Origin of the sequence: Flavobacterium zepuense (assembly GCF_007097145.1) — a bacterium.
In the GTDB taxonomy this organism is placed as follows: domain Bacteria; phylum Bacteroidota; class Bacteroidia; order Flavobacteriales; family Flavobacteriaceae; genus Flavobacterium; species Flavobacterium zepuense.
This window is the reverse complement of record NZ_VJVZ01000006.1, coordinates 78488-99660: the sequence shown is the minus strand read 5'-3', so window position 1 is coordinate 99660 and position 21173 is coordinate 78488. Positions and strand designations below refer to the sequence as shown.

The 21173-nt window shown below is 41.1% G+C and carries 17 protein-coding genes; 7 read left to right on the top strand and 10 right to left on the bottom strand.

Annotated elements, in window-relative coordinates:
* Window positions 1–63: 63 nt before the first annotated feature.
* The 7 genes from ppk1 to pyrR all read right to left on the bottom strand — a co-directional run bounded on the left by ppk1 (window position 64) and on the right by pyrR (window position 6429).
* Complete coding sequence (gene ppk1, locus FMM05_RS10740; protein WP_143373380.1) at window positions 64–2175, bottom strand: polyphosphate kinase 1; 2112 nt, start codon at window positions 2173–2175, stop codon at window positions 64–66.
* Window positions 2141–2662, bottom strand: coding sequence for a SixA phosphatase family protein (locus FMM05_RS10735; RefSeq protein WP_143373379.1), 522 nt, complete (start codon window positions 2660–2662; stop codon window positions 2141–2143). Before FMM05_RS10735 ends, ppk1 begins: the two co-directional genes overlap by 35 nt.
* Window positions 2663–2767: 105 nt before the next feature.
* Window positions 2768–3412, bottom strand: coding sequence for a pyridoxamine 5'-phosphate oxidase (pdxH, locus tag FMM05_RS10730; RefSeq protein ID WP_143373378.1), 645 nt, complete (start codon window positions 3410–3412; stop codon window positions 2768–2770).
* 86 nt (window positions 3413–3498) lie between these two features.
* Complete coding sequence (locus FMM05_RS10725; RefSeq protein ID WP_143373377.1) at window positions 3499–4404, bottom strand: ribonuclease Z; 906 nt, start codon at window positions 4402–4404, stop codon at window positions 3499–3501.
* 82 nt (window positions 4405–4486) lie between these two features.
* Window positions 4487–4819, bottom strand: coding sequence for a ribonuclease Z (locus FMM05_RS10720; protein ID WP_143373376.1), 333 nt, complete (start codon window positions 4817–4819; stop codon window positions 4487–4489).
* Between the two features lie 128 nt (window positions 4820–4947).
* Window positions 4948–5877 (bottom strand): aspartate carbamoyltransferase catalytic subunit, encoded by a 930-nt coding sequence (locus FMM05_RS10715; protein ID WP_143373375.1) that lies wholly within the window; start codon window positions 5875–5877, stop codon window positions 4948–4950.
* A 24-nt stretch (window positions 5878–5901) separates the two neighbouring features.
* A complete protein-coding gene (pyrR, locus tag FMM05_RS10710; protein WP_143373374.1) occupies window positions 5902–6429 on the bottom strand; it encodes a bifunctional pyr operon transcriptional regulator/uracil phosphoribosyltransferase PyrR in 528 nt (175 codons plus the stop codon).
* Between the two features lie 190 nt (window positions 6430–6619).
* Here pyrR and FMM05_RS20980 point away from each other — a divergent pair, with 190 nt between their 5' ends.
* Window positions 6620–6787 carry a hypothetical protein gene (locus tag FMM05_RS20980; RefSeq protein WP_185965560.1) on the top strand — a complete coding sequence of 56 codons (168 nt, stop codon included), beginning with the start codon at window positions 6620–6622 and terminating at the stop codon, window positions 6785–6787.
* A 43-nt stretch (window positions 6788–6830) separates the two neighbouring features.
* Here FMM05_RS20980 and FMM05_RS10705 read toward each other — a convergent pair whose 3' ends face one another.
* From FMM05_RS10705 to FMM05_RS10695, 3 genes are all read right to left on the bottom strand, one after another.
* On the bottom strand, window positions 6831–7211 hold the full coding sequence (locus tag FMM05_RS10705; RefSeq protein ID WP_143373373.1) for an ankyrin repeat domain-containing protein: 381 nt from the start codon (window positions 7209–7211) through the stop codon (window positions 6831–6833).
* Between the two features lie 219 nt (window positions 7212–7430).
* Window positions 7431–8387 carry a phosphoribosylaminoimidazolesuccinocarboxamide synthase gene (locus FMM05_RS10700; RefSeq protein WP_143373372.1) on the bottom strand — a complete coding sequence of 319 codons (957 nt, stop codon included), beginning with the start codon at window positions 8385–8387 and terminating at the stop codon, window positions 7431–7433.
* A gap of 241 nt (window positions 8388–8628) precedes the next feature.
* Window positions 8629–9576, bottom strand: a complete 948-nt coding sequence (locus FMM05_RS10695; protein ID WP_143373371.1) for a PhoH family protein — start codon at window positions 9574–9576, stop codon at window positions 8629–8631.
* A 103-nt stretch (window positions 9577–9679) separates the two neighbouring features.
* Here FMM05_RS10695 and FMM05_RS10690 point away from each other — a divergent pair, with 103 nt between their 5' ends.
* The 6 genes from FMM05_RS10690 to FMM05_RS10665 all read left to right on the top strand — a co-directional run bounded on the left by FMM05_RS10690 (window position 9680) and on the right by FMM05_RS10665 (window position 21155).
* The gene (locus FMM05_RS10690; protein ID WP_143373370.1) at window positions 9680–10507 is read left to right on the top strand and encodes an SAM hydrolase/SAM-dependent halogenase family protein; all 828 of its coding nucleotides are present in this window, start codon (window positions 9680–9682) and stop codon (window positions 10505–10507) included.
* 88 nt (window positions 10508–10595) lie between these two features.
* Window positions 10596–10892: a putative quinol monooxygenase gene (locus FMM05_RS10685; protein WP_143373369.1), complete on the top strand. Its 297-nt coding sequence runs from the start codon at window positions 10596–10598 to the stop codon at window positions 10890–10892.
* Between the two features lie 95 nt (window positions 10893–10987).
* Window positions 10988–11707, top strand: a complete 720-nt coding sequence (gene gldF / locus FMM05_RS10680) for a gliding motility-associated ABC transporter permease subunit GldF (RefSeq protein WP_143373368.1) — start codon at window positions 10988–10990, stop codon at window positions 11705–11707.
* Window positions 11707–13407: a gliding motility-associated ABC transporter substrate-binding protein GldG gene (gldG, locus tag FMM05_RS10675; RefSeq protein ID WP_143373367.1), complete on the top strand. Its 1701-nt coding sequence runs from the start codon at window positions 11707–11709 to the stop codon at window positions 13405–13407. Before gldF ends, gldG begins: the two co-directional genes overlap by 1 nt.
* A gap of 89 nt (window positions 13408–13496) precedes the next feature.
* The gene (gene dnaN, locus FMM05_RS10670) at window positions 13497–14615 is read left to right on the top strand and encodes a DNA polymerase III subunit beta (RefSeq protein ID WP_143373366.1); all 1119 of its coding nucleotides are present in this window, start codon (window positions 13497–13499) and stop codon (window positions 14613–14615) included.
* A gap of 345 nt (window positions 14616–14960) precedes the next feature.
* Window positions 14961–21155 (top strand): Ig-like domain-containing protein, encoded by a 6195-nt coding sequence (locus FMM05_RS10665; RefSeq protein ID WP_143373365.1) that lies wholly within the window; start codon window positions 14961–14963, stop codon window positions 21153–21155.
* The last annotated feature ends 18 nt before the right edge of the window (window positions 21156–21173 follow it).

Here is a 21173-nt window from a genome sequence, read left to right as displayed (position 1 = left end):
ACTAAGATACTGAGCTTCTGAGGTCTAAGAACCTAAGGCGCTAAATACCTAAGAACCTGTATTTTATAATTGTTCGTAAATAACTTCCAGTTTGTTCCTATAATAATTGTAGGTCTCAATTTGCGCCCTGAATGGCTTGGCATTGGGCTGCTTACGGTACTTATTTTCAAGCGATTCTGAATGATAGCGCGCCTTAACATTGCCTTTCCAGCCTATATCAAACGTATCCAGAAGTTCCTTTTTAATGTCTTCATCGTAAATTGGGCAGGTAACTTCTACCCTCGAATCCAGGTTACGCGTCATGAAATCAGCCGATGAAATATAGATATCAGGGTTGCCGCTGTTGCCAAAAATATAGATGCGCGAATGCTCTAAGTAATTGTCTACTATACTAATAGCTTCAATATTTTCGCTCATACCCGGTACTCCGGGTATAAGGCAGCACATACCGCGTATAACAAGCTGAATCTTAACACCTTCACGGCTTGCTTCATACAGTTTATCGATCATTTTAAAATCGGTAAGGCTGTTCATTTTTAGCTTAATATATGCTTCTTTACCGGCAATGGCGCTAAGTATCTCCCTGTCTATCAGCTTATAAAATTTAGAACGGGTATAATGCGGCGACACCAGTAAATGTTTGTAACGATGTATCCTGTAATTAACGTCGAAAAATTCGAATATTTTATTTACTTCCTTAAGTATCTGTGCATGAGCGGTAAACACTGTTACATCGGTATAAATTTTAGCGGTACTTTCGTTGAAGTTTCCTGTAGATATAAAGCCATAACGTTTGATATTGCCGTCTTCCATACGCTCAACCGAACACACTTTACTATGCACTTTAAGGCCTTTTACTCCGAATATCAGGTTGATTCCCTCAGTTTGCATTAGTTCAGCATAGGTAATATTACTGGCTTCATCAAAGCGTGCCTGCAGTTCTATCTGTACCGTAACTTTCTTGCCGTTTTTAGCCGCATTTATTAGCGAACTTACTATCTGTGAGTTCTTTGCAAGCCTATAAAGCGTTATTTTTATAGATACCACCTTAGGGTCCAGCGCTGCCTCACGCATAAACTTAATAATGTAGGCAAACGACTGATACGGAGTGTATAACAGGTAATCTTTCTTCTTAATTTTTTGAAGAATGCTCCCCTCAAGGCTTAATCCGTTTACCGGAAGCGGGCTATTTCTTTGATATAAAAGATCTTGCCTGCCAAGCGTTGGGAAATCCATGTAATCCCTGCGGTTGTGGTAACGCCCTCCGGGAATAATACTGTCAGACGAATCGATCTCAAGATTTTTTATAAAATAGTCAAGCGTATCCTGGCCAATTGCCTGATCGTAAACAAAACGTACCGGCTCCCCTATCCTCCTGTCTTTCACACCTGTCCAAATCTTTTCCATAAGACTTTTGCTCTGGTCGCTGTCTATATCCAGCTGGGCGTCGCGGGTAATCTTTATCATATGGGCAGAGATGCTCTCGTACTTAAAGATATTAAAGATGTTATGCAGGTTAAAGCGTATAACATCATCAAGCATAATAACATACTGCTTTTCGTTAACAGATGGAAGTATCACGAAACGGTTTACGGTACGCGGCATTTCAATCAACGCGTAGCGCACTTCCTGCTCACAGGTATTGCCCTCTATATTTACGTGTTTTGCTTTAATAACAAGTTTAACGGCAAGATAGCCCGCGGTATCCCTCATTATTGGGAACTCCTCAAGATCGTTAAGGATAATCGTGACAAGTTCCGGACTTACGCGCTGTATAAAATAGTCTTTAATAAAAAGCTCCTGTTCCTTAGTTAATTGCGACTCATTTACCATGAAAATGTTCTCTTTTTCAAGCTCATTTTCTATAACGCTAAGGGTACGAAGGCTTTCTGACTGTTGTTCTATGACAATCTCTGTAATTTCGTTAAGTAATTTGTGGGCCGATTCACTTTTAGGAAGTTCCTCGCTGGTAATACCCTCAAGGCTTAAACGCCTGATAGCCGCATATCTAACCCTGAAAAATTCGTCAAAATTATTAGAAAATATCCCTAAAAATCGAAGTCTGTCTAATAACGGCACATTTTCGTCTGCTGCTTCCTGTAACACCCTGGCATTAAAGGCCAGCCAGCTTTTTTCCCTGTCAATGTACCGGTTTACCGGTGAGTGGTGGATCATATTTTTTTAAATCGCTTGGAAATAGTAATGTTTCTGTCGTTCCTTTGGTAATGTCTTTCCAGTCTTTTTCATCAAAAGATAAAGACACAAAGCCGGCGGTAGGTACATTCTCTACAGCGCGGTTCCCAAAGATATTAACAAAATTAGTAATAGCACCGTTATGACCAAAAAGAATTAGGTTATCAAATTGGTTATCGCAGCTTTTTATTACATTTTCAAGCGCTTTTTCGTCAAATGTGTAAAGATCGTCCTTAAAAGTTATGGTCTCAACAGGTATCGAAAGATTCTCTGCAAAAATATAAGCCGTGTTTTTAGCTCTTTGCGCTGTACTGCTCCACACAATATACGATTTTGGGAGGTACTCTTCCACCCCTTCGGCCATAAGGTGTGCATCATTAATACCGCGTTTAGAAAGCGGTCTATCTTTATCTATGAGGGGCGCATCCCAGCTCGATTTGGCATGGCGAATTAAAATCAGGTTTTTCATCTGCGTTGTGTGTTGTGTTTCTATTTAAATATCAATAACTTAAATATCTAAAAAATTACAACGCAGCTTTGCCTAAATTTTGTTAATTTGGTATTAAAATTTGGCTTACGGTGCCAGCCTTTCAATTTTCCAGGAATAATCTTCCTCAAGATTATAGCGAATACGATCATGCAAACGGTTAGGCCTGCCCTGCCAAAACTCAACACTTACGGGCTTTACAAGGTAACCACCCCAGTTTTGCGGACGCGGAATTTCCCTTCCCTCATACTTCTGCTCCAACACCTTTAAATTTTCTTCTAAATATTCGCGCGAAGGCACCACCTGGCTTTGAGGAGACACCACAGCGCCCAACTGGCTGCCGTGTGGGCGGCTCTCAAAATACCCGTCGGACGTATTTTCAGAGGTTTTTTCGGCAATGCCTTTAATGATAACCTGCCTTTCCATTTCCTGCCAAAAGAACGACAGGCAAACTTTAGGATTGGCAGCTATTGCCCTGCCTTTATTAGAATTGTAATTGGTGAAAAATATAAAGCCTTCGTGGTTGTATTGCTTAAGCAAGACTATGCGGGAGTTAGGATAACCATCTAAACCTAAGGTAGAAACGGTCATGGCGTTAACTTCGCCTTTACCGCCAAATTCCTCAACCTCAATAAACCATTTTTTAAAAAATGTGATAGGGTCTTCCGGAAGGTTTTGCCCGGTAAGTTCGCTTTTTTCGTATGATTTTCGGTAATTGCTTAAGTCGCTCATTTTTTTAGATTATTAGATTATGGAATTTATAGATGGTTGGATCTTTTCGCAAAGTCTAATAATCTGCTAATCCAAATATCGAAAAATCAAAATTCAAATACCTTACCATCATCTGCAAGTTCTACATTATTAAAAACTGTAAGTGCTTCTTCTTTAAAGGGTTCTATAGAGCCGTAACGTGTAGAGTAATGCCCCAACACTAACGTTCCTACATTTGCCTTTTGGGCGATTATCGCGGCCTGTTTTGCAGTGCAATGCATGGTTTGCTCACAATAATGGGCTTCACTTTCCAGGAAAGTACTTTCGTGGTACAGCACATCTACATCTTTGATTATAGGCAATATACTTTCAGAATACACCGTATCGCTGCAAAAGGCGTAGCTTTTAGCCGGAAGCGGATCGAAAGTCAACTCTTCGTTTGGTATTACCCTTCCATCATCTAAGGTGATATCGCCGCCGCTTTTTATTTTTTGATAGTACGCCGTATTAATCTCATAATTTTCTACAGCCTCTATATTTAGCTTACGGTCGCCGCTCTTTTCCTGAAAATGGTAACCATTAGTATATACCCTATGCCTTAACGGAATAGTGGTAACAATTACCTTATCATCTTCAAAAACCACCTGTGATTCACTAGAATCCAGTTCATGGAAAAACAAATTATAGGTAGTCCAGGAGTTGGAAAGCCTTAACTGTAATACAATTATTTCTTTAATACCTTTGGGTCCATATATGTGCAGGTCGGCCTTTCTTCCAAGCAGTGCAAAGGTAGATATAAACCCTATAAGGCCATAAAAATGATCACCGTGCAAGTGCGATATAAACACGTGGTTAATACGGCTAAACTTTACTTTATGCTTTCTTAACTGTACCTGAGTACCCTCACCACAATCTATTAAAAACATTCGGTTCTTAATTTCCAGCACCTGAGACGTTGGGTTGGTCATGGTCCTGGGGGTGGCAGCGTAACAGCCTAATATGGTTAAAATCATTCGTTTAATTTTTAAGGAAAGTGTTTTAATTACCCTTGCCTTGCATAATTAGTTCCTGAATATCAGTAACTAAATCAATCCATTAAAACCCAAGGTCTCTTTCAATCTCTTCCATCTCAATAATATCATGGGCTTCTAAAACCGTTGGCACTACGACCATTTCATCCGGCACCTCATTAAAATCGAAATCGCTTACAACAAGTACAAACGACTTTTTGTTTTTGCGGTGCTTGTTAGAGAGTTGTAAAAACCCTAAAAGGCCGTTTAAAGTAAGGGCACCATCGTGACTTAAATCCAGTACCAGGTTCTTGTTTTTAAACGTATTATATTCGGTAGTTACCTTTTGAAGGAAATCAGCGCTATTGCCGTGAGTATCCTTGATGGTAACGGTATGTCCTTTTTCTTCTACTTTCATTTACTTAGGTTCTTAGATACTAAGTGACTTAGATGCTTAGAGCAGCTAAGTTACAAAGTTACATACTAAACAAGAGTTGGTTTTTGCAAATATTTAAGATGCTGCAACACTTGCAATTAATAATTAAACTACTGTTTTATTTTGCTTGCCAGCAGATAGATAACCGCCATACGTATGGCGACACCATTCTCTACCTGGTTAAGGATAACTGATTGCTGTGAATCGGCTACATCGCTGGTTATCTCTACGCCACGGTTTATAGGCCCCGGGTGCATTATAACTATTTCTTTATCGAGCGAGTCTAACAATTGTTTATCAAGGCCGTATTGCTGTGCATATTCGCGCGTTGAGGGGAAGTAATTAACATCCAGCCTTTCGTTTTGTACCCTTAGCATGTTTGCTACATCGGCCCACTCTAAGGCTTTACGAAGGTTAGGCTCAACTTTTACACCAAGCGAATCTATATAACGCGGTATAAGTGTTTTAGGTCCGCATACCCTAACTTCTGCACCCTGCATCTGCAAAGCAAAAATGTTAGAAAGCGCCACACGTGAGTGCAATATATCGCCCACAATAACTACTTTTTTGCCGCCTACTTCACCCAGCTTTTCGCGGATGGTAAACGAGTCGAGCAGGCCCTGTGTAGGGTGCTCGTGCGCTCCATCGCCGGCATTTACAATACTGGCTTTTACATTTTTAGATAAAAAGTGTGCCGCTCCGGGGCGTTCATGCCTCATTACCACCATATCTACCTTCATAGACAGGATATTATTTACGGTATCTATTAAGGTCTCCCCTTTTTTAACCGACGACTGTGCTGCCGAAAAGCTTATTACATCAGCGCTAAGCCTTTTTTGCGCCAGCTCAAACGACAAACGGGTACGGGTACTGTTCTCAAAAAAAATGTTGGCTATTGTAATATCCCTAAGCGAAGGGACTTTTTTTATTGGTCGGTTTATTACTTCCTTAAACTGGTCGGCCGTTTCAAAAATAAGGTCAATATCATTTTTGTTGATATATTTTATGCCTAATAAATGATTAACGCTTAATTCTTTCATTTCTGGTTGTTGTTGCAGTTTGCCTTAAATTAAATACACAGTGTCTTCGCCATCATTCTCTACCCAGGATACCTTTACCTTTTCGCCATTAATGGCATCTACCTGTCGGCCACGGTAATCGGGCTGTATGGGCAGGTGGCGGCTAAAGCGGCGGTCTATAAGTACCAGCAGCTCAATTTCGGCAGGGCGCCCAAACGACTGTATGGCGGTAAGCCCCGCGCGAATGCTTCGGCCTGTATATAAAACATCGTCTATAAACACTACTTTTTTATTTTCTACAATAAAGTCTATCTGGGTAATATTGGCAGCAATATCGGTGCGCCTAAAATCGTCCCTAAAAAAGGCAATGTCTAAAAAGCCAAGCTTAATTTCGGGCACATTATATTCTTTTTCAAGTATTTGCTTAATGCGTTTGGCAACAAAACTGCCTCGCGGCTGAATGCCAATAAGTACGGTATCGGAAAAATCAAGGTGTTTTTCTATTAACTGGCATGCCAAACGATGAAGGATGATATTGACTTCGCGGGATGTAAGCAATATTTTATGGCTCATAATGCGGTATTGTGTTTGGTTTGTAAAAGTAGGTAAAAATTGGGATTTATAAAAAGCAAACCTGTACAATTAATAACGGGTTTGCAAGCTTTTGTAAATACTTAATATTTATACAATTAATTTATTTTTAAGAAAATACTGCAACTGTTGCTTTACCTTTAAGTAACAATAACCTTAAAAACAAAATATTATGCAAACCAGGGTAATAAAATTAGGAGTTTTCGCCATGCTGTTATCGTTGCTTACAAGCTGTGAGGCCATAGGCGATATTTTTCAGGCAGGTATGAGCGTAGGTATCATACTTGTAATAGTTGTAGTAGTAATTATTATATGGATAATAAGCAAGTTTAGAAAATAAAAAAAGCACCAATTGGTGCTTTTTTATTTAAAACATTACCTAATTAAGCTTTAGCAAGTCTCAAAGTATCTGCCGCCTGTGTAGCGTTAGATAATTCGGCGTACTTAAGTGCACTAAGGCCTTTATCATCGGTAAGCTTTAAATTTGCTCCTTTATCCAGTAGTAATTTAATAACTTCTACCTGATTGTAACGGGCCGCTATCATAAGCGGTGTCATACCGTTAGATTTCTCATTAACATCGGCACCGTATTCTATAAACTTTTTAACGGTTTCAACGTCACCTTTTGCAATCGCTGTTGCAAGTGGGGTTGCATTCCTAAATTCTTTTGCATAAGCAGGTTTTACAACTTCAGTTGCGTTTGCAATTGCTACATTACTAAATACCACAAGGGCAAGGCTTAAATAAATGATCGTTTTTTTCATGATAATTGAATTTTGATGATGATTGTTGATTTATTTTTTTTGATTATCTATTCCCGATGATTAGCCGGTTATATAGTAATAGACGCTCACTACCTTGAAAACGTTACTGTAAATATTTAGTTTAACTAAATTTTAACATTTACATTCTTACTATGCATAACTACAAAAACAACAAAACCGCCCTGTTGGGGCGGTTTTACAAAGAATTTTAGGTCTGAATTATTTTTTTAAATAATCCAGTATATTTTTTTCAATACGTTCATGAATGTTGGTAATATCTGCTTTGGCAAACTTCTCGCCCAGGATATTCTCATACAACTCAATATATCTTTCTGAAACCGACTCTACATATTCATCGGTCATTTCCGGTATTTGCTGGCCTTCTTTACCCTGAAAACCATTAGCAATAAGCCACTGCCTTACAAACTCTTTAGACAATTGCTTTTGTGCCTCGCCATTGTTTTGGCGCTGTTGGTAACCATCGGCATAAAAATAACGTGATGAATCGGGCGTATGGATCTCATCGATCAATACAATTTTGCCGTCTTTAGTTTTACCGAATTCATATTTGGTATCAACTAATATCAGTCCGCGCGATGCAGCAATTTCAGTACCACGCTGAAACAGCGCACGTGTATATTTTTCCAGCACTATATAATCTTCTTCAGATACGATACCGTTAGTCAATATCGCTTCGCGCGAAATATCCATATCGTGCTCGCCATTATCTGCCTTAGTTGTTGGCGTAATAATAGGCGACGGGAATTTGTCATTCTCTTTAAGGCCTTCAGCCATCTCAACGCCGCAAAGTACCCTTTTGCCTTCGGCATACTCACGGGCAGCGTGGCCGCTAAGGTAACCGCGAATAACCATCTCTACTTTAAACGGCACACACACATGGCCTACAGCAACACTTGCATCAGGAGTATCTAACAGCCAATTAGGAACGATATCCTCTGTAAGGCGCATAAACTTAGTAGCTATCTGGTTAAGTATCTGGCCTTTGTAAGGTATACCTTTTGGCAACACCACATCAAAAGCGCTAAGCCTGTCGGTTGCAACCATAACAAGCAGCGCATCGTTAATATTATATACCTCCCTTACTTTACCGCGGTAAACCGATTTTTGTCCGGGAAAATTAAAATCTGTAGTAGTAATGGTGTTATTCTGTCCCATTGTTTTTGTTTGTAGTTTGAGGATGCAAAAATAAGAAAGTAATTAATTTAAATAACTATTTCTTTAAAGAAGGTTTGATGATTAAGAATCGCATTACAATGATGATGGTTTATAATTAAGATTTCCACATACCGCCGCGCTTTATTGGTATAATCAGTCAAAACAAACCCCGAGCATTGCCCGGGGTATATGTAGCCTTAGATTCTTAGATTCTAATACCCTAAGAAACTAAGAACCTCTTTTAATCATGATTTTCAATACTCTTATAAGCCTCAATAATTTTCTTAACAAGGCGGTGGCGCACAATATCTTTATCATCAAGATAAATAATACCTACCCCATCTACATCTTTAAGAATCAGGATAGCCTCTTTAAGTCCGCTAATGGTGCGGCGCGGTAAATCTACCTGGCCGGGGTCGCCGGTTATCATAAACTTAGCGTTTTTGCCCATACGGGTAAGGAACATCTTCATTTGCGAGTGGGTGGTATTTTGCGCCTCATCTAAAATTACAAAAGCATTATCAAGCGTACGCCCGCGCATAAATGCCAGCGGCGCAATCTGAATGATTCCTTTAAGCAAGTAATCCTCCAGCGTTTGTGGCGGCAGCATATCGCGCAAAGCATCATACAAAGGCTGCATGTATGGGTCCAGCTTTTCTTTCATATCGCCGGGTAAAAAGCCCAGATTCTCGCCGGCTTCTACCGCAGGACGGGTAAGAATAATACGTTTTACCTGTTTTTCTTTAAGCGCTTTTACCGCAAGAGCAACACCCGTGTAGGTTTTACCGGTACCTGCAGGGCCTATGGCAAATACCATATCGTTCTTACCCATATAGTCTACCAGTTTTTGCTGGTTAGGGGTCATTGCCTTAATAAGCTTGCCCCCTATGCCGTGCACTAGTATTTTATCGCTGGGATCCATTTGCTCTACCTGGCTATCACTATGTATAACGCGCTCTATAACATTGTCATCTATATTATTGTATCGCGAAAAGTGTTGCATAAGGCGCTTAAAACGCTTTTCAAATTCATCTAACAGCTCTTTTTCGCCAAATGCCTTAAGCGTGGTGCCGCGGGCAACTATTTTAAGCTTGGGATAATATTTTTTAATGGTTTCAAGATGTGAATCCTGTGCGCCCCAAAAATCTTTAGGAGCGATGTCTGTCAGTTCAATCGTTCTTTCGTTCAAAAGCTGTAGGTTTTTAATTAAAAAATTAGCTATATAATTAGTAGCTTTGCATTCAAATTTAGTGAAATTTTATTCGCGTTTTTTAAAAGTTTTGCACAATTTTATGTCAATAATTACCCTTACTACCGACTTTGGCCTTAAAGACCATTTTGTAGGCGCCCTGAAGGGAAAGATCTTCTCGGGCTACAATGAGGCGGTTATTGTTGATATATCCCACCATGTAGATTTATTTAATGTATCTGAAGCGAGCTACATAGTTGGTGCTGCGTACAGTAGCTTTCCGCAGGGTACTGTGCACCTTATTGGTGTTGATGCCGAACTTACCAAAGAAAGCCGCCATATAGCCATGCAATGGAATGGCCATTACTTTATTTGTGCCGATAACGGCATACTTAGCCTGCTTACCGAAAAGATAGTTCCACAAAAAATAGTAGAGATTAACATTCATGACCGCCTGCCCGAAGGGAGCAGCGAGATGGATGCATTTGTAACCGTAGCCTGCCACCTTGCTAAAGGCGGCCTGCTTAACGTTATAGGCCGCGAAATTACCGAGATTAAGCAAATACACGACCTTAACCCGGTTGTGGCAACTGATAATAAGTCTATACGGGGTTGTGTGGTGTACATAGACCATTTTGGCAATTGCATTACCAATATTAATAAAAAGCAGGTTAAAGACGTGGCTAAGGGCCGTGATTTTGAGATTACCTTTAGTACTAAGACTATAAAGTCGGTTAAAATGGGATATTCTGACTTTACGGTTAATGAGCGCTTTTCCTTAAAAGATTATGAAGGTGAAAAGCTGGCCATCTTTAATGAGGCCGGATTTCTGGAAATTGCCATATACCGCAGTAACCCTTCTACTGTAGGTACCGCAAAAACGCTGTTGGGGCTAAAATTTAGGGATGTGGTTAGTGTGGTGTTTAAATAAGATTTCAGAATTTAGATTTTAGAATTCAGATTGAGTACCATACCGATAACAATAATATTAAGATATAATATAAATTAAAAAAAACAGTATGTTTGTACGCATTGTAAAAATGGGGTTTCAGGAGGAGCATGTTGCGCTTTTTCTGGAAAATTTTGAAAAGGTGAAGCAGGATATACGAAACTTTGCAGGTAACCGTTTGTTAGAGTTGTATTGTGATAAGGCCGACCCTACCCTGTTTTTTACATACAGCTACTGGGAAACCGAAGCCGACCTGGAAACGTACCGAAATTCGGAACTGTTTATAAACACATGGGCAGAAACCAAGCCGCTATTTAAGCAAAAAGCTGAGGCCTGGAGCGTAGATAAGCTGGTTAGCCTGAAATAAAGTATACAGATTTTAGGGATGATTTATAAACGTTCATCAAGCGCGAGTAAGCAACCTGAAACTTTGAACCTGAAACCTGAAACAAAATATTATTAATGAAAGCATTGTTATTACGTGAAATCAAATCCTTTTTTGGGTCGCCCATAGGATATTTGGTTATCGCTATTTTTCTTTTGCTAAATGGCCTGTTCCTTTTTGTGTTCGAGGGCGATTTTAATATCCTTAACAGCGGCTTTGCCGATCTTAGCCCATTCTTTACACTATCGCCCTGGATCTTTATTTTCCTTATACCGGCTGTAACCATGCGTAGTTTTTCTGATGAAAAAAAACAGGGCACGATTGAACTTTTGTTTACCAAACCCCTAAGCGTGTGGGAAATAGTAAACGGTAAATTTTTTGGAGCACTGATACTAATATTATTAGCCTTAGTACCAACCATCATTTATGTATACATAATATCATATTTTGGTAATCCGGAAGGTAATATAGATATGGGCAGCACAGTTGGTTCTTATTTCGGGTTAATATTCTTAGTTGCAGGCTATACATCAATAGGAATTTTCACCTCTACATTATCTGATAATCAAATTGTAGCATTTATCGTATCGGTATTTTTATGCTTTGCCTTTTATTTTGGTTTTGAAGGATTATCCGGCTTTATGGGTGGCGACTTTGTATCGGCATTGGGTATGGATTACCACTTTAAAAGCATGAGCCGCGGCGTTTTAGATACCCGCGATATTATATATTTTGTGAGCATAAGCGTGCTTTTCCTTTCGTTAACCGTTTATAAACTTAAATCGCTTAAATGGTAATGGAAACAAGAAAACAACAAGGCCGCAAACAACTGGTTATTACCCTGTTGGTTTTACTTGCTTTAAATTTTGCAGGCTATTACTTTTTTAAGCGTATCGATTTAACACACGATAAGCGTTATACCCTCTCACAAACATCCCTAAACATTATACAGGAAGTTAAAGAACCTTTATATATTGATGTATTTTTAGAGGGACAGTTTCCCGGAGAATTTAAGCGCCTGCAGGACGAAACCCGCCAGATGCTGGAAGAATTTCACGCTTACAACAGCAATATTATATTTCAGTTTGTAAATCCGCTTGAGGATGAAACCCAGCGCGATGCCACAATGCGCGATTTTTACGAAAGGGGCATGACACCAATAAGTGTAACGGTTGAGGATAAAGGTAAATCGTCTCAGGAAGTGGTTTTCCCTTGGGCAGTAGCTACTTATAATGATAAAAGCACTAAGGTACAGCTGCTTAAAAACATGATGGGCGCTACAACTGCCGAAAAAGTGGTAAGTTCAGTACAGCATTTAGAGTATGCATTGGCTGATGCGCTTAACAAGATAACACAGAAGAAGGAAAAGAAAATTGTTGTTTTAAAGGGTAATGATGAAATGCCGGACCGCCTGATGGCCGACTTAATAAAGCAGCTTCGCGAAAGCTACTACATAGGTCCGTTTACCATGGATTCGGTTAGTAAGAATCCGCAAAACGCACTTAAATTCCTGAAAAAATATGACCTGGCAATCATCTCTAAACCACGTGAGAAGTTTACCGAAGAAGAAAAAGAAGTGCTGGACCAATACACTGTAAACGGTGGGAAAACCCTGTGGATGGTAGATGCCGTACAGATAGAAATGGACAGCCTTAACCAAAACGGCACGGCGCTGGCTTTCCCTCGTGATCTTGGGCTTAACGATATGTTCTTTAAATATGGCGTTCGCATAATGCCCGACCTGATTAAAGATGAAATGGCTACGCCAATTAAACTGGCATCGGGCGCACAGGGCAGCGAGTCACAATACCAGGACTTTATGTGGAAATACGCCCCATTTGTATACCCCGACCCTACCGAATATAAAGGCGCATCGCACCCTATTGTCAAGAATATGAGCGGCATTAAGTTTGATTTTGCCAACGGTATAGATACCCTTAAAAACGGCATTAAAAAAACGGTATTGCTGCAATCATCCCGCTATTCTAAAAAAGTAGGTAGCCCTGTAGAGATTAAACTTGATATAGTTACTGAGGAAGCCAACCAAAAGGATTATGAAGGCCACGGTTACATACCCATGGCAGTTTTACTGGAGGGTAACTTCCGCTCAATGTATGAAAACAGAGTGCTTCCTTTTAAAGACCCTGCTTATAAAATAACCGGTAAGCCCGGTAAAATGATCGTAATATCCGACGGTGACATTGCAAAGAACCAATTGGATAAGAATATGCAGCCTTTAGAGCTTGGCTATGATAAATGGACGGGAAACCTGTACGATAACAAAGGTTTTTTAATGAACTGCGTTAACTACCTGCTGGATGATAACGGACTTATTAACATTCGCAGTAAGGATGTAGACCTCCCACTGCTGGATGCAGAAAAAGTTCACAGCAATTACACAATGGCTATGTTAGTAACTGTCGGGCTGCCAATAGTTGTGCTGGGGCTGTTCGGGTTGCTATTTACTTACCTTCGCAAAAGGGCCTATTCTAAATAGTGTTAATAAAAAAGTTTCCCAATCTAATTTAGTTACGATATATTTGCTCTTCGTAAATTTAATTTTACGTATAAAACAAAAACACACAAATGAAATTTATAGTATCAAGTTCATATTTGCTAAAGCAGCTGCAGGTGTTAAACGGTGTTATTAACAGCAACAACACCCTGCCTATTTTAGATAACTTTTTATTTGAGTTAGACAATACCAACCTAAAAGTCTCTGCGTCAGACCTGGAGACTACCATGAGCGCTACCCTTGAGATCGATTCTGAAAGCAAAGGCAGCGTGGCAGTACCTGCAAAATTACTTTTGGAAACCCTTAAAACGTTCCCGGAGCAGCCGCTTACTTTTACGGTAGAAGACAACAATACTATAGAAATCAGCTCAAATTCAGGTAAATACGCATTGGCGTATGCTGATGGAAATGAGTTTCCCAAAGCTGTAACGCTTGAAGACCCATCGGTTACTTTAGTACCCGCCGAAGTTTTGGCAACAGCCGTAAGCAAAACCATCTTTGCCGCTGGTAATGATGATCTTAGGCCGGTAATGTCGGGTGTGTTCTTCCAGTTTTCGCCGCAGGGCTTAACGTTTGTAGCTACTGATGCCCATAAACTGGTTAAGTATGCCAGGACCGATGTTGTTGCCTCTCAGGTAGCTGACTTCATTATGCCTAAAAAACCGCTTAACATCCTAAAAGGCATACTTGGATCATCTGATGCAGAGGTTAAGATAGAATATAATGACTCTAATGCAACGTTTTCTTTTGATAACTATGTGCTTACCTGCCGCTTAATAGATGGTAAATACCCTAATTATGAAGCTGTTATACCTAAAGAAAACCCTAACAAGCTTTTGATAGACCGTACACAGTTTTTTAGCTCTGTACGCCGTGTGGCCATCTTCTCTAACAAGACAACGCACCAGATACGTCTTAAGATTGCAGGTACCGAACTTAATATTTCGGCAGAGGATATTGACTATTCTAACAAAGCCGAAGAACGTTTAACTTGTGATTATCAAGGAGATGACATGCAAATTGGCTTTAACTCAAGGTTCTTAACCGAGATGCTTACCAACTTGCAAAGCGATGAGATCATGCTGGAAATGTCTTTACCTAACCGTGCGGGCATCCTTACGCCTGTTGATGGTTTAGACGAAGGCGAAACCGTAACCATGCTTGTAATGCCCGTAATGCTGAATTCGTAAATTCTAAAATACAAAAAGCAAATTTCAAATTAAAAGCAAAAAAATTTAAACTTTAAAATTGTTTGAATTTAGCAACCGCAGGGTTCTAATATTTCACTTTTGGAGTTCAACATTCGCTATTAATTCTACCATTATACTTTTGCCCCTACACAAATTATGTTTAGGGGCTTTTTTATGTAAAATCGTCAATTGAAGTTGCGGAAAAGGATATAAAAAAATATAAATGTAACTAAATCTATTCAATTTGTTGTTTTACTATTAAAACCACAATTAATTAGGATTTTACTTTCAATTAACATAGTATTTTGATAAATTTAGCGCTTTAACTTATACTACTTTCAACCCATGAAAAAATTTACATTTTTAATTTTCATGGCCTTTATTTCTTACTGCGGGCATGCGCAGTTAGCACCCCCAGAGGGATTTGAAGGCACATGGACATCATTTACCGGTTTTAGCGGTGGTGGCGCTGGCGGCCCCGCAGGTTGGGCAATCATCAATGATGCCGGGCCCACGGTAACCTGGATTCAGGGCAATGGCGGCACCGCCCAGCCTGCTTTTGCAGGAACGCACTCTGCCTTTCTTAACAATGAAAACGTGCTTGACGGCACAACCACTTCAGACTGGTTAGTTTCAACGGCTTTTACCGTGCCAACGGCACCACGCCTACGCTTTCAGTCAAGATTATTCTTTAATGCCGATCAGGGTACCACATTTAAGGTAATGATCTCTACCACTACCGGTACCCTTACAGACCAAATTAATACGGCAAATTTTGTAGAACTCCAAAATTATACCGAAACAACACTAAACCCTACGCAACAAGCCTGGACCGAGAAAACTATTACTCTTCCTGATAGTTACATTGGCGAAGAAGTGTATGTTGCTTTTGTAATGATGGGCGATGCCGGCGAGCGCTGGGCTATAGACAATGTCATGGTTGTTCAGGACTGTGTTGGCCCTACGGCAGCAAGTTTAGGGGCAAGTAACATTGGCCTTACATCGGCTACGCTTACCTGGGGCAACCCAGGCAACGTTACCAATTGGGAAATTGAGGTATTACCACAGGCATCAACCCCTACAGGTGTTGGTGTGCCATATACAGGTGCTGCATCATACGTTGCAACACAAACTGCAACGGGCGCTCCTCTTACAGCAGATACCTGTTACAAATACTACGTGCGTGCAGCCTGTGCTACATACAATACAAGTGCATGGGTGGGGCCGTTTAACTTTTGTACGGTAGCCCTTGGCGAAAGTTGTGCTGCTCCTATAGTTGTAGGTGCACTGCCTTACACAACTACAAACGACACAAATAACTTTAGTGATAACCCAGCCATAGAAGGCTCTCCGGGTGCTACAGGTTGTGGTACAACATCATCTTACCTTGGTGGTAATGATGTTGTATATGCTTACACACCAACTACAACAGGTATCATAACCATAACAATGTCGCCTACCGCTACATGGTCGGGCGTATTTGTTTATGATGATTGCGCCGATATTGGCGTTAGCTGTATAGGTGGTGTAGGTAGTAGTGATACATCTATACGTACCATCCCTAACCTTTCGGTTACGGCAGGAACAACTTATTACATAGTAATTTCTACATGGCCATCGCCACAAACCACAGGCTATACATTAACCATTCAGCAGGTTAACTGTTTACCTCCGGTTGGGCAGCCTACCACAGGTGTGGGGCCTACAACGGCTACACTAAACTGGACCAACCCAGGCAATGCAACCTCATGGCAGTATGTGTTGCAGGCTCCGGGAACCGGTTTACCTACCGGTGCTGGTACTACAGCAACTGTAAATGCTTTACCACTTACAACACTAACATCGGCTACAGCTTACGAATATTACGTAAGGGCAGATTGTGGCGATGGTACATTTAGTGTTTGGGCAGGGCCGTACACTTTTATGACAACACAGGTACCTGCGGTACTTACCAATACAGTTCCTTATACCCAGGATTTTGAAGGTACCCACGGCTGGTCTTTAAGTAACGGTACACAAACCAACAAATGGTTTGTAGGCACAGCAACAAGCAACAGCCCTACACACTCATTATATATATCTAATGATAACGGTGTTAGTAATGCCTATACCATTACAACAGCATCAACCGTACATGCTTACAGAGATATACAGGTAGCTGCTATAGATCAGCTTTTACTTTCGTTTGACTGGAAAAACGCAGGCGAGACTAATGATAACGTAAGGGTTTGGGTAGTACCATCTACATTTGTACCTACAGCAGGAACGGGCATTACTGCCGCCGCCGACCGTATACAAATTGGCAATACCTACTTTAACAATGCTAACTGGTCAACGCAAATCAGCACTATTTTTGGTTCGGCGTTTTCTAACAGCATCATGAGGGTTGTTTTTGAGTGGAGGAACAATACCTTTACCGGTACGCAGCCACCGGCTGCTATAGATAACATTAACCTATCTGTAGTACCATGCCCGCAACCAACAAATGTTGCTGCCAGTAACCCAACACAAAATTCGGGAACCTTTACATGGGTATCCCCTACATCTACCACACCAACGTTTGATTATTATATTTCTACATCAAACACAGTACCTGCGGTTACTACAGTACCTACAGGCAACCAGGCAGGCGTTACTTTTACAGATACTACCCTTAGCCCTTCTACAACGTACTACTTCTGGGTAAGGAGTAACTGTGGCGATGGTACAAGTATGTGGGTTGGCCCTGCTGTACTGCAAACAACACAGGTACCAGCCCCTCTAAACTTTACTGAAAACTGGGAGAATAACGGTGCCGGATGGACTATTGCTAATGGCACACAAACCAACCAGTGGTTTGTAGGTACTGCTACCAGCAACAGCCCAACACACTCACTTTATGTAAGTAATGATGGTGGCGCTACTAACTCATACAACGTTACGGCGTTAAGTACGGTACACGCTTACAGGGACATTACTATTCCTGCCGGGGCAGTAAGCGTAAACGTAGGTTTTGACTGGAAGAACGTTGGCGAAAGCGGTTGGGATTATATAAGTGTATGGAGTGTTCCTACATCATATGTACCTACACCAGGTACATTAATTACAGCTACTAACGGCAATATTTTAATACCAGGTACAGGTAATCTTACAAACAATGCTTTGTGGACTACTTTTAATGGTATTATAGATGTATCTGCATACCAAAATACCACAAGAAGAATTGTTTTCCAATGGCGTAGTGATACCAGCTTTGGTACGCAACCACCGGGAGCGGTAGATAACATCAACATCTCTTTAGTTACATGTCCGCAGCCAATAACTTTAACGGCTACAGCTACAGATGAAGTTGCTACATTAAACTGGGTACCTACCGGGACTGAAACTGCCTGGGAAGTATATGTTGTGCCTACAGGCCAACCGGCTCCTACCGCTGCAACCGTAGGAGTGGATGCAGATGTTCACCCGTTTGAGGTAGATGTAAACTCATCTACAACATACCAGTACTATGTAAGGGCGGTATGTTCTGAAGAAGATAAGAGTTTATGGTCGGGCCCTGTATCATTTACTACGGCTATTGGTAATAACGAATGTACAGGTGCTACAACCTTAACCGTAAACCCTACCGATGCTTGTGCTGTTACAACACAGGTTCTATTTACAGGTGCTACGTCATCTACATCAGGAACACTATGTGCAAACACAGTAAATGGCGCCGATGTTTGGTACCAGTTTACTGCTACAGAGCAATACCACAGCATTGCTTTATCTAACTTTACAGGTACTGCACAGCCAATAGTACTTTCTATTTATGATGGTACGGTTTGTACTGAACTTGGCGACCCAATTTATTGCAGCTTAAACAACGTGGTAAATGCTACAGGTTTAATTCCGGGTAACGTTTACACGGTAAGGGTTACAATTGCACAGGCTTCACCAAGCTTAACTACAGGGTTCAACTTATGTGTTAACACACCACAGTTAAACGGTGGCCCTAACCCTAACCAGTGCCAGATAGTTACAGTTAATGCCGGATTTGAATTACCGGACATTTCCGGGCCTTACCCTCCGCTTATCAGCGATTACACTATTCCGGGTTGGAGAACAACGGCAACAGACCACATGATCGAGGTATGGCCGGATCCTAACTTTGAAAATATCCCGGCTTACGAAGGTGCGCAATTTATAGAACTTAACGCCAACCAGGTATCTGGTGTTTACCAGGATTATAATACACCTGCCGAAGGAACTGTATTTACTTACAGCTTTGCACACCGTGCACGTACAATTACAAGCCAGCCTGCTACCGATGTTGTTCAGCTAAAAGCAGGCCCTCCTGCAGGTCCGTTTGTAAACGTGGGCGACCCTGTGTCATCTACAAACAGTGCATGGACGTTTAATACCGGTACTTATACTGTTCCTGCAGATCAGCCTGTAACAAGGTTTATTTTCCAAGCAGTAACAAGCGGTAACGGTAACCCAACAGTGGGTAACTTCTTAGATGCGATTAGCTTTGTAGCTAACAATGGAGTTATTGCGTTTCAGGAAGATGTTGACTGTGATGATAACATTGCAGAAGTTGAGGCTTCTGGTGGTGGCGAATGGTCTGCAGATTCTGCTAACCCTTCGGTTACTACATTTGCCGATCCTACAAACAATACAACAACAATTTCAGGATTTACAGTTACAGGGGATTATAACTATACCTGGACTACCGAGTTTTGTAGCGCCGATATAACCATACATTACAACGGTGGTGGCATAGCAACTCCGGTTGTACAGGATATTACGTATTGTGAAGGCGATGCAGCAGCACCGCTTACAGCAACTATACTTCCGGGTAATACTATTAACTGGTATACCGCTGCTACAGGTGGTGCTCCGCTTGGCTACACGCCAACACCGGATACATCTGTTGCGGGCATATATACCTTCTATGTAAGCCAGACACAGGTTAACTGCGAAAGCCCAAGACAGCCAATTGTTGTTACGGTTAACGCTTTACCAACTGCACCGGTTGCTGTAGATGTTGATTACTGTCAGGATGCAGTTGCAACACCACTTACTGCGACCGCAGATACAGGCAATACATTAAACTGGTATACTGTTGCTAATGGCGGTACTGCGCTTGCAGGTGCTCCTACTCCGGTAACTACGGCTACAGGGACAACGGTTTACTATGTGAGCCAGCAAACGGCTTTAGGTTGCGAGAGTGACAGGACAGCGGTTACAGTTACTGTTAACCCTACCATTACACCGGTTACTGCGTTTACGCTTCCGTCTACAATTTGTGCCGCAGACGTTAACCCTACTCCGGTACCTGCAACAGGTTACACATCTGGCGGTACGTATACTGCTACACCTTCTGGACTGGTTATAGATCCGTCTACAGGCACAATAGATCTTGCTTTAAGTACACCAAACACTTACACGGTTACTTATACTATTAATGCAGATACTGCAACGTGTAATGTAGGCAATGCATCCAGCAGCCCTATTACCATTACCCCGGTTGCAACCCCGGTAACAGCATTTAGTTATACTAATGCATGTGCTTTATCTGCAAATCAGCTGCCGGCTTTAGGTACTGGTTTTACAACAGGCGGCACATTTACAAGTGATAATGCAGGCCTTGATATTAATGCTGCAACGGGCGAAATTAACATGGCAACCAGCGCACCGGGCAATTATACTGTTACCTACACGTTTAATGCAGATATTGTTAACTGTATTGCAGCAGCTGGTAATACGGCAACAATTGCTATTTCTGCGGCAACTGTTCCGGTTACAGAGTTTGCTTATAACGAATTATATTGTTTTGGAAGTGCAAATCCTGTACCTTCTTTCGCAGCAAACTTTACCAATGGAGGTACGTTTACAGCCACTAACGGCCTTGTAATTAACCCTACAACCGGCGAGGTTAACATTGCACAAAGTGCCGCAGGTATTTATACCGTTACGTACACTGTTGCAGAAGATGCTTCTACATGTAATACAGGCGGAACATTTACAGATGTATTTACAATAGGTAGCGAATTTGCCTACACTATAGAAGGTAACTGTGTTGATAATAGCTACATCCTATCTGTTCTATTTGATGATGAAACGTTTGATGATAGTGCTGTAACGTACCAATGGACTACCTTAGAAGGTACTCCTGTAGGCACAGACAGCCCTGAATTTAATGCAACGCAATACATCAATGCTACTACAGCTACCGAAACATTTCCTGTTACATTTGTGTTAACAGTTAACAACGGAGGTTGTAATAGCGCTGTACCATTTGAAGTAAAAAGTATTGCATGTACCATACAGAAAGGTATATCGCCTAACAACGACGGTAAAAACGATAGTTTCGACCTGACTTCGCTTGGCGTTAATAAACTAAGCATCTTTAACCGTTACGGTAAAGAGGTTTACGTTAAATCTAACTACGCATCTGAGTGGTATGGCCAAACTAATGGTGGCGACGAACTACCTACAGGTACTTATTATTATGTTATAGAACGCACCGGCGAAAGCATAACCGGATGGATATACATAAACAGGCAGGATAACTAAAAAGTAATCTTGTTTTAT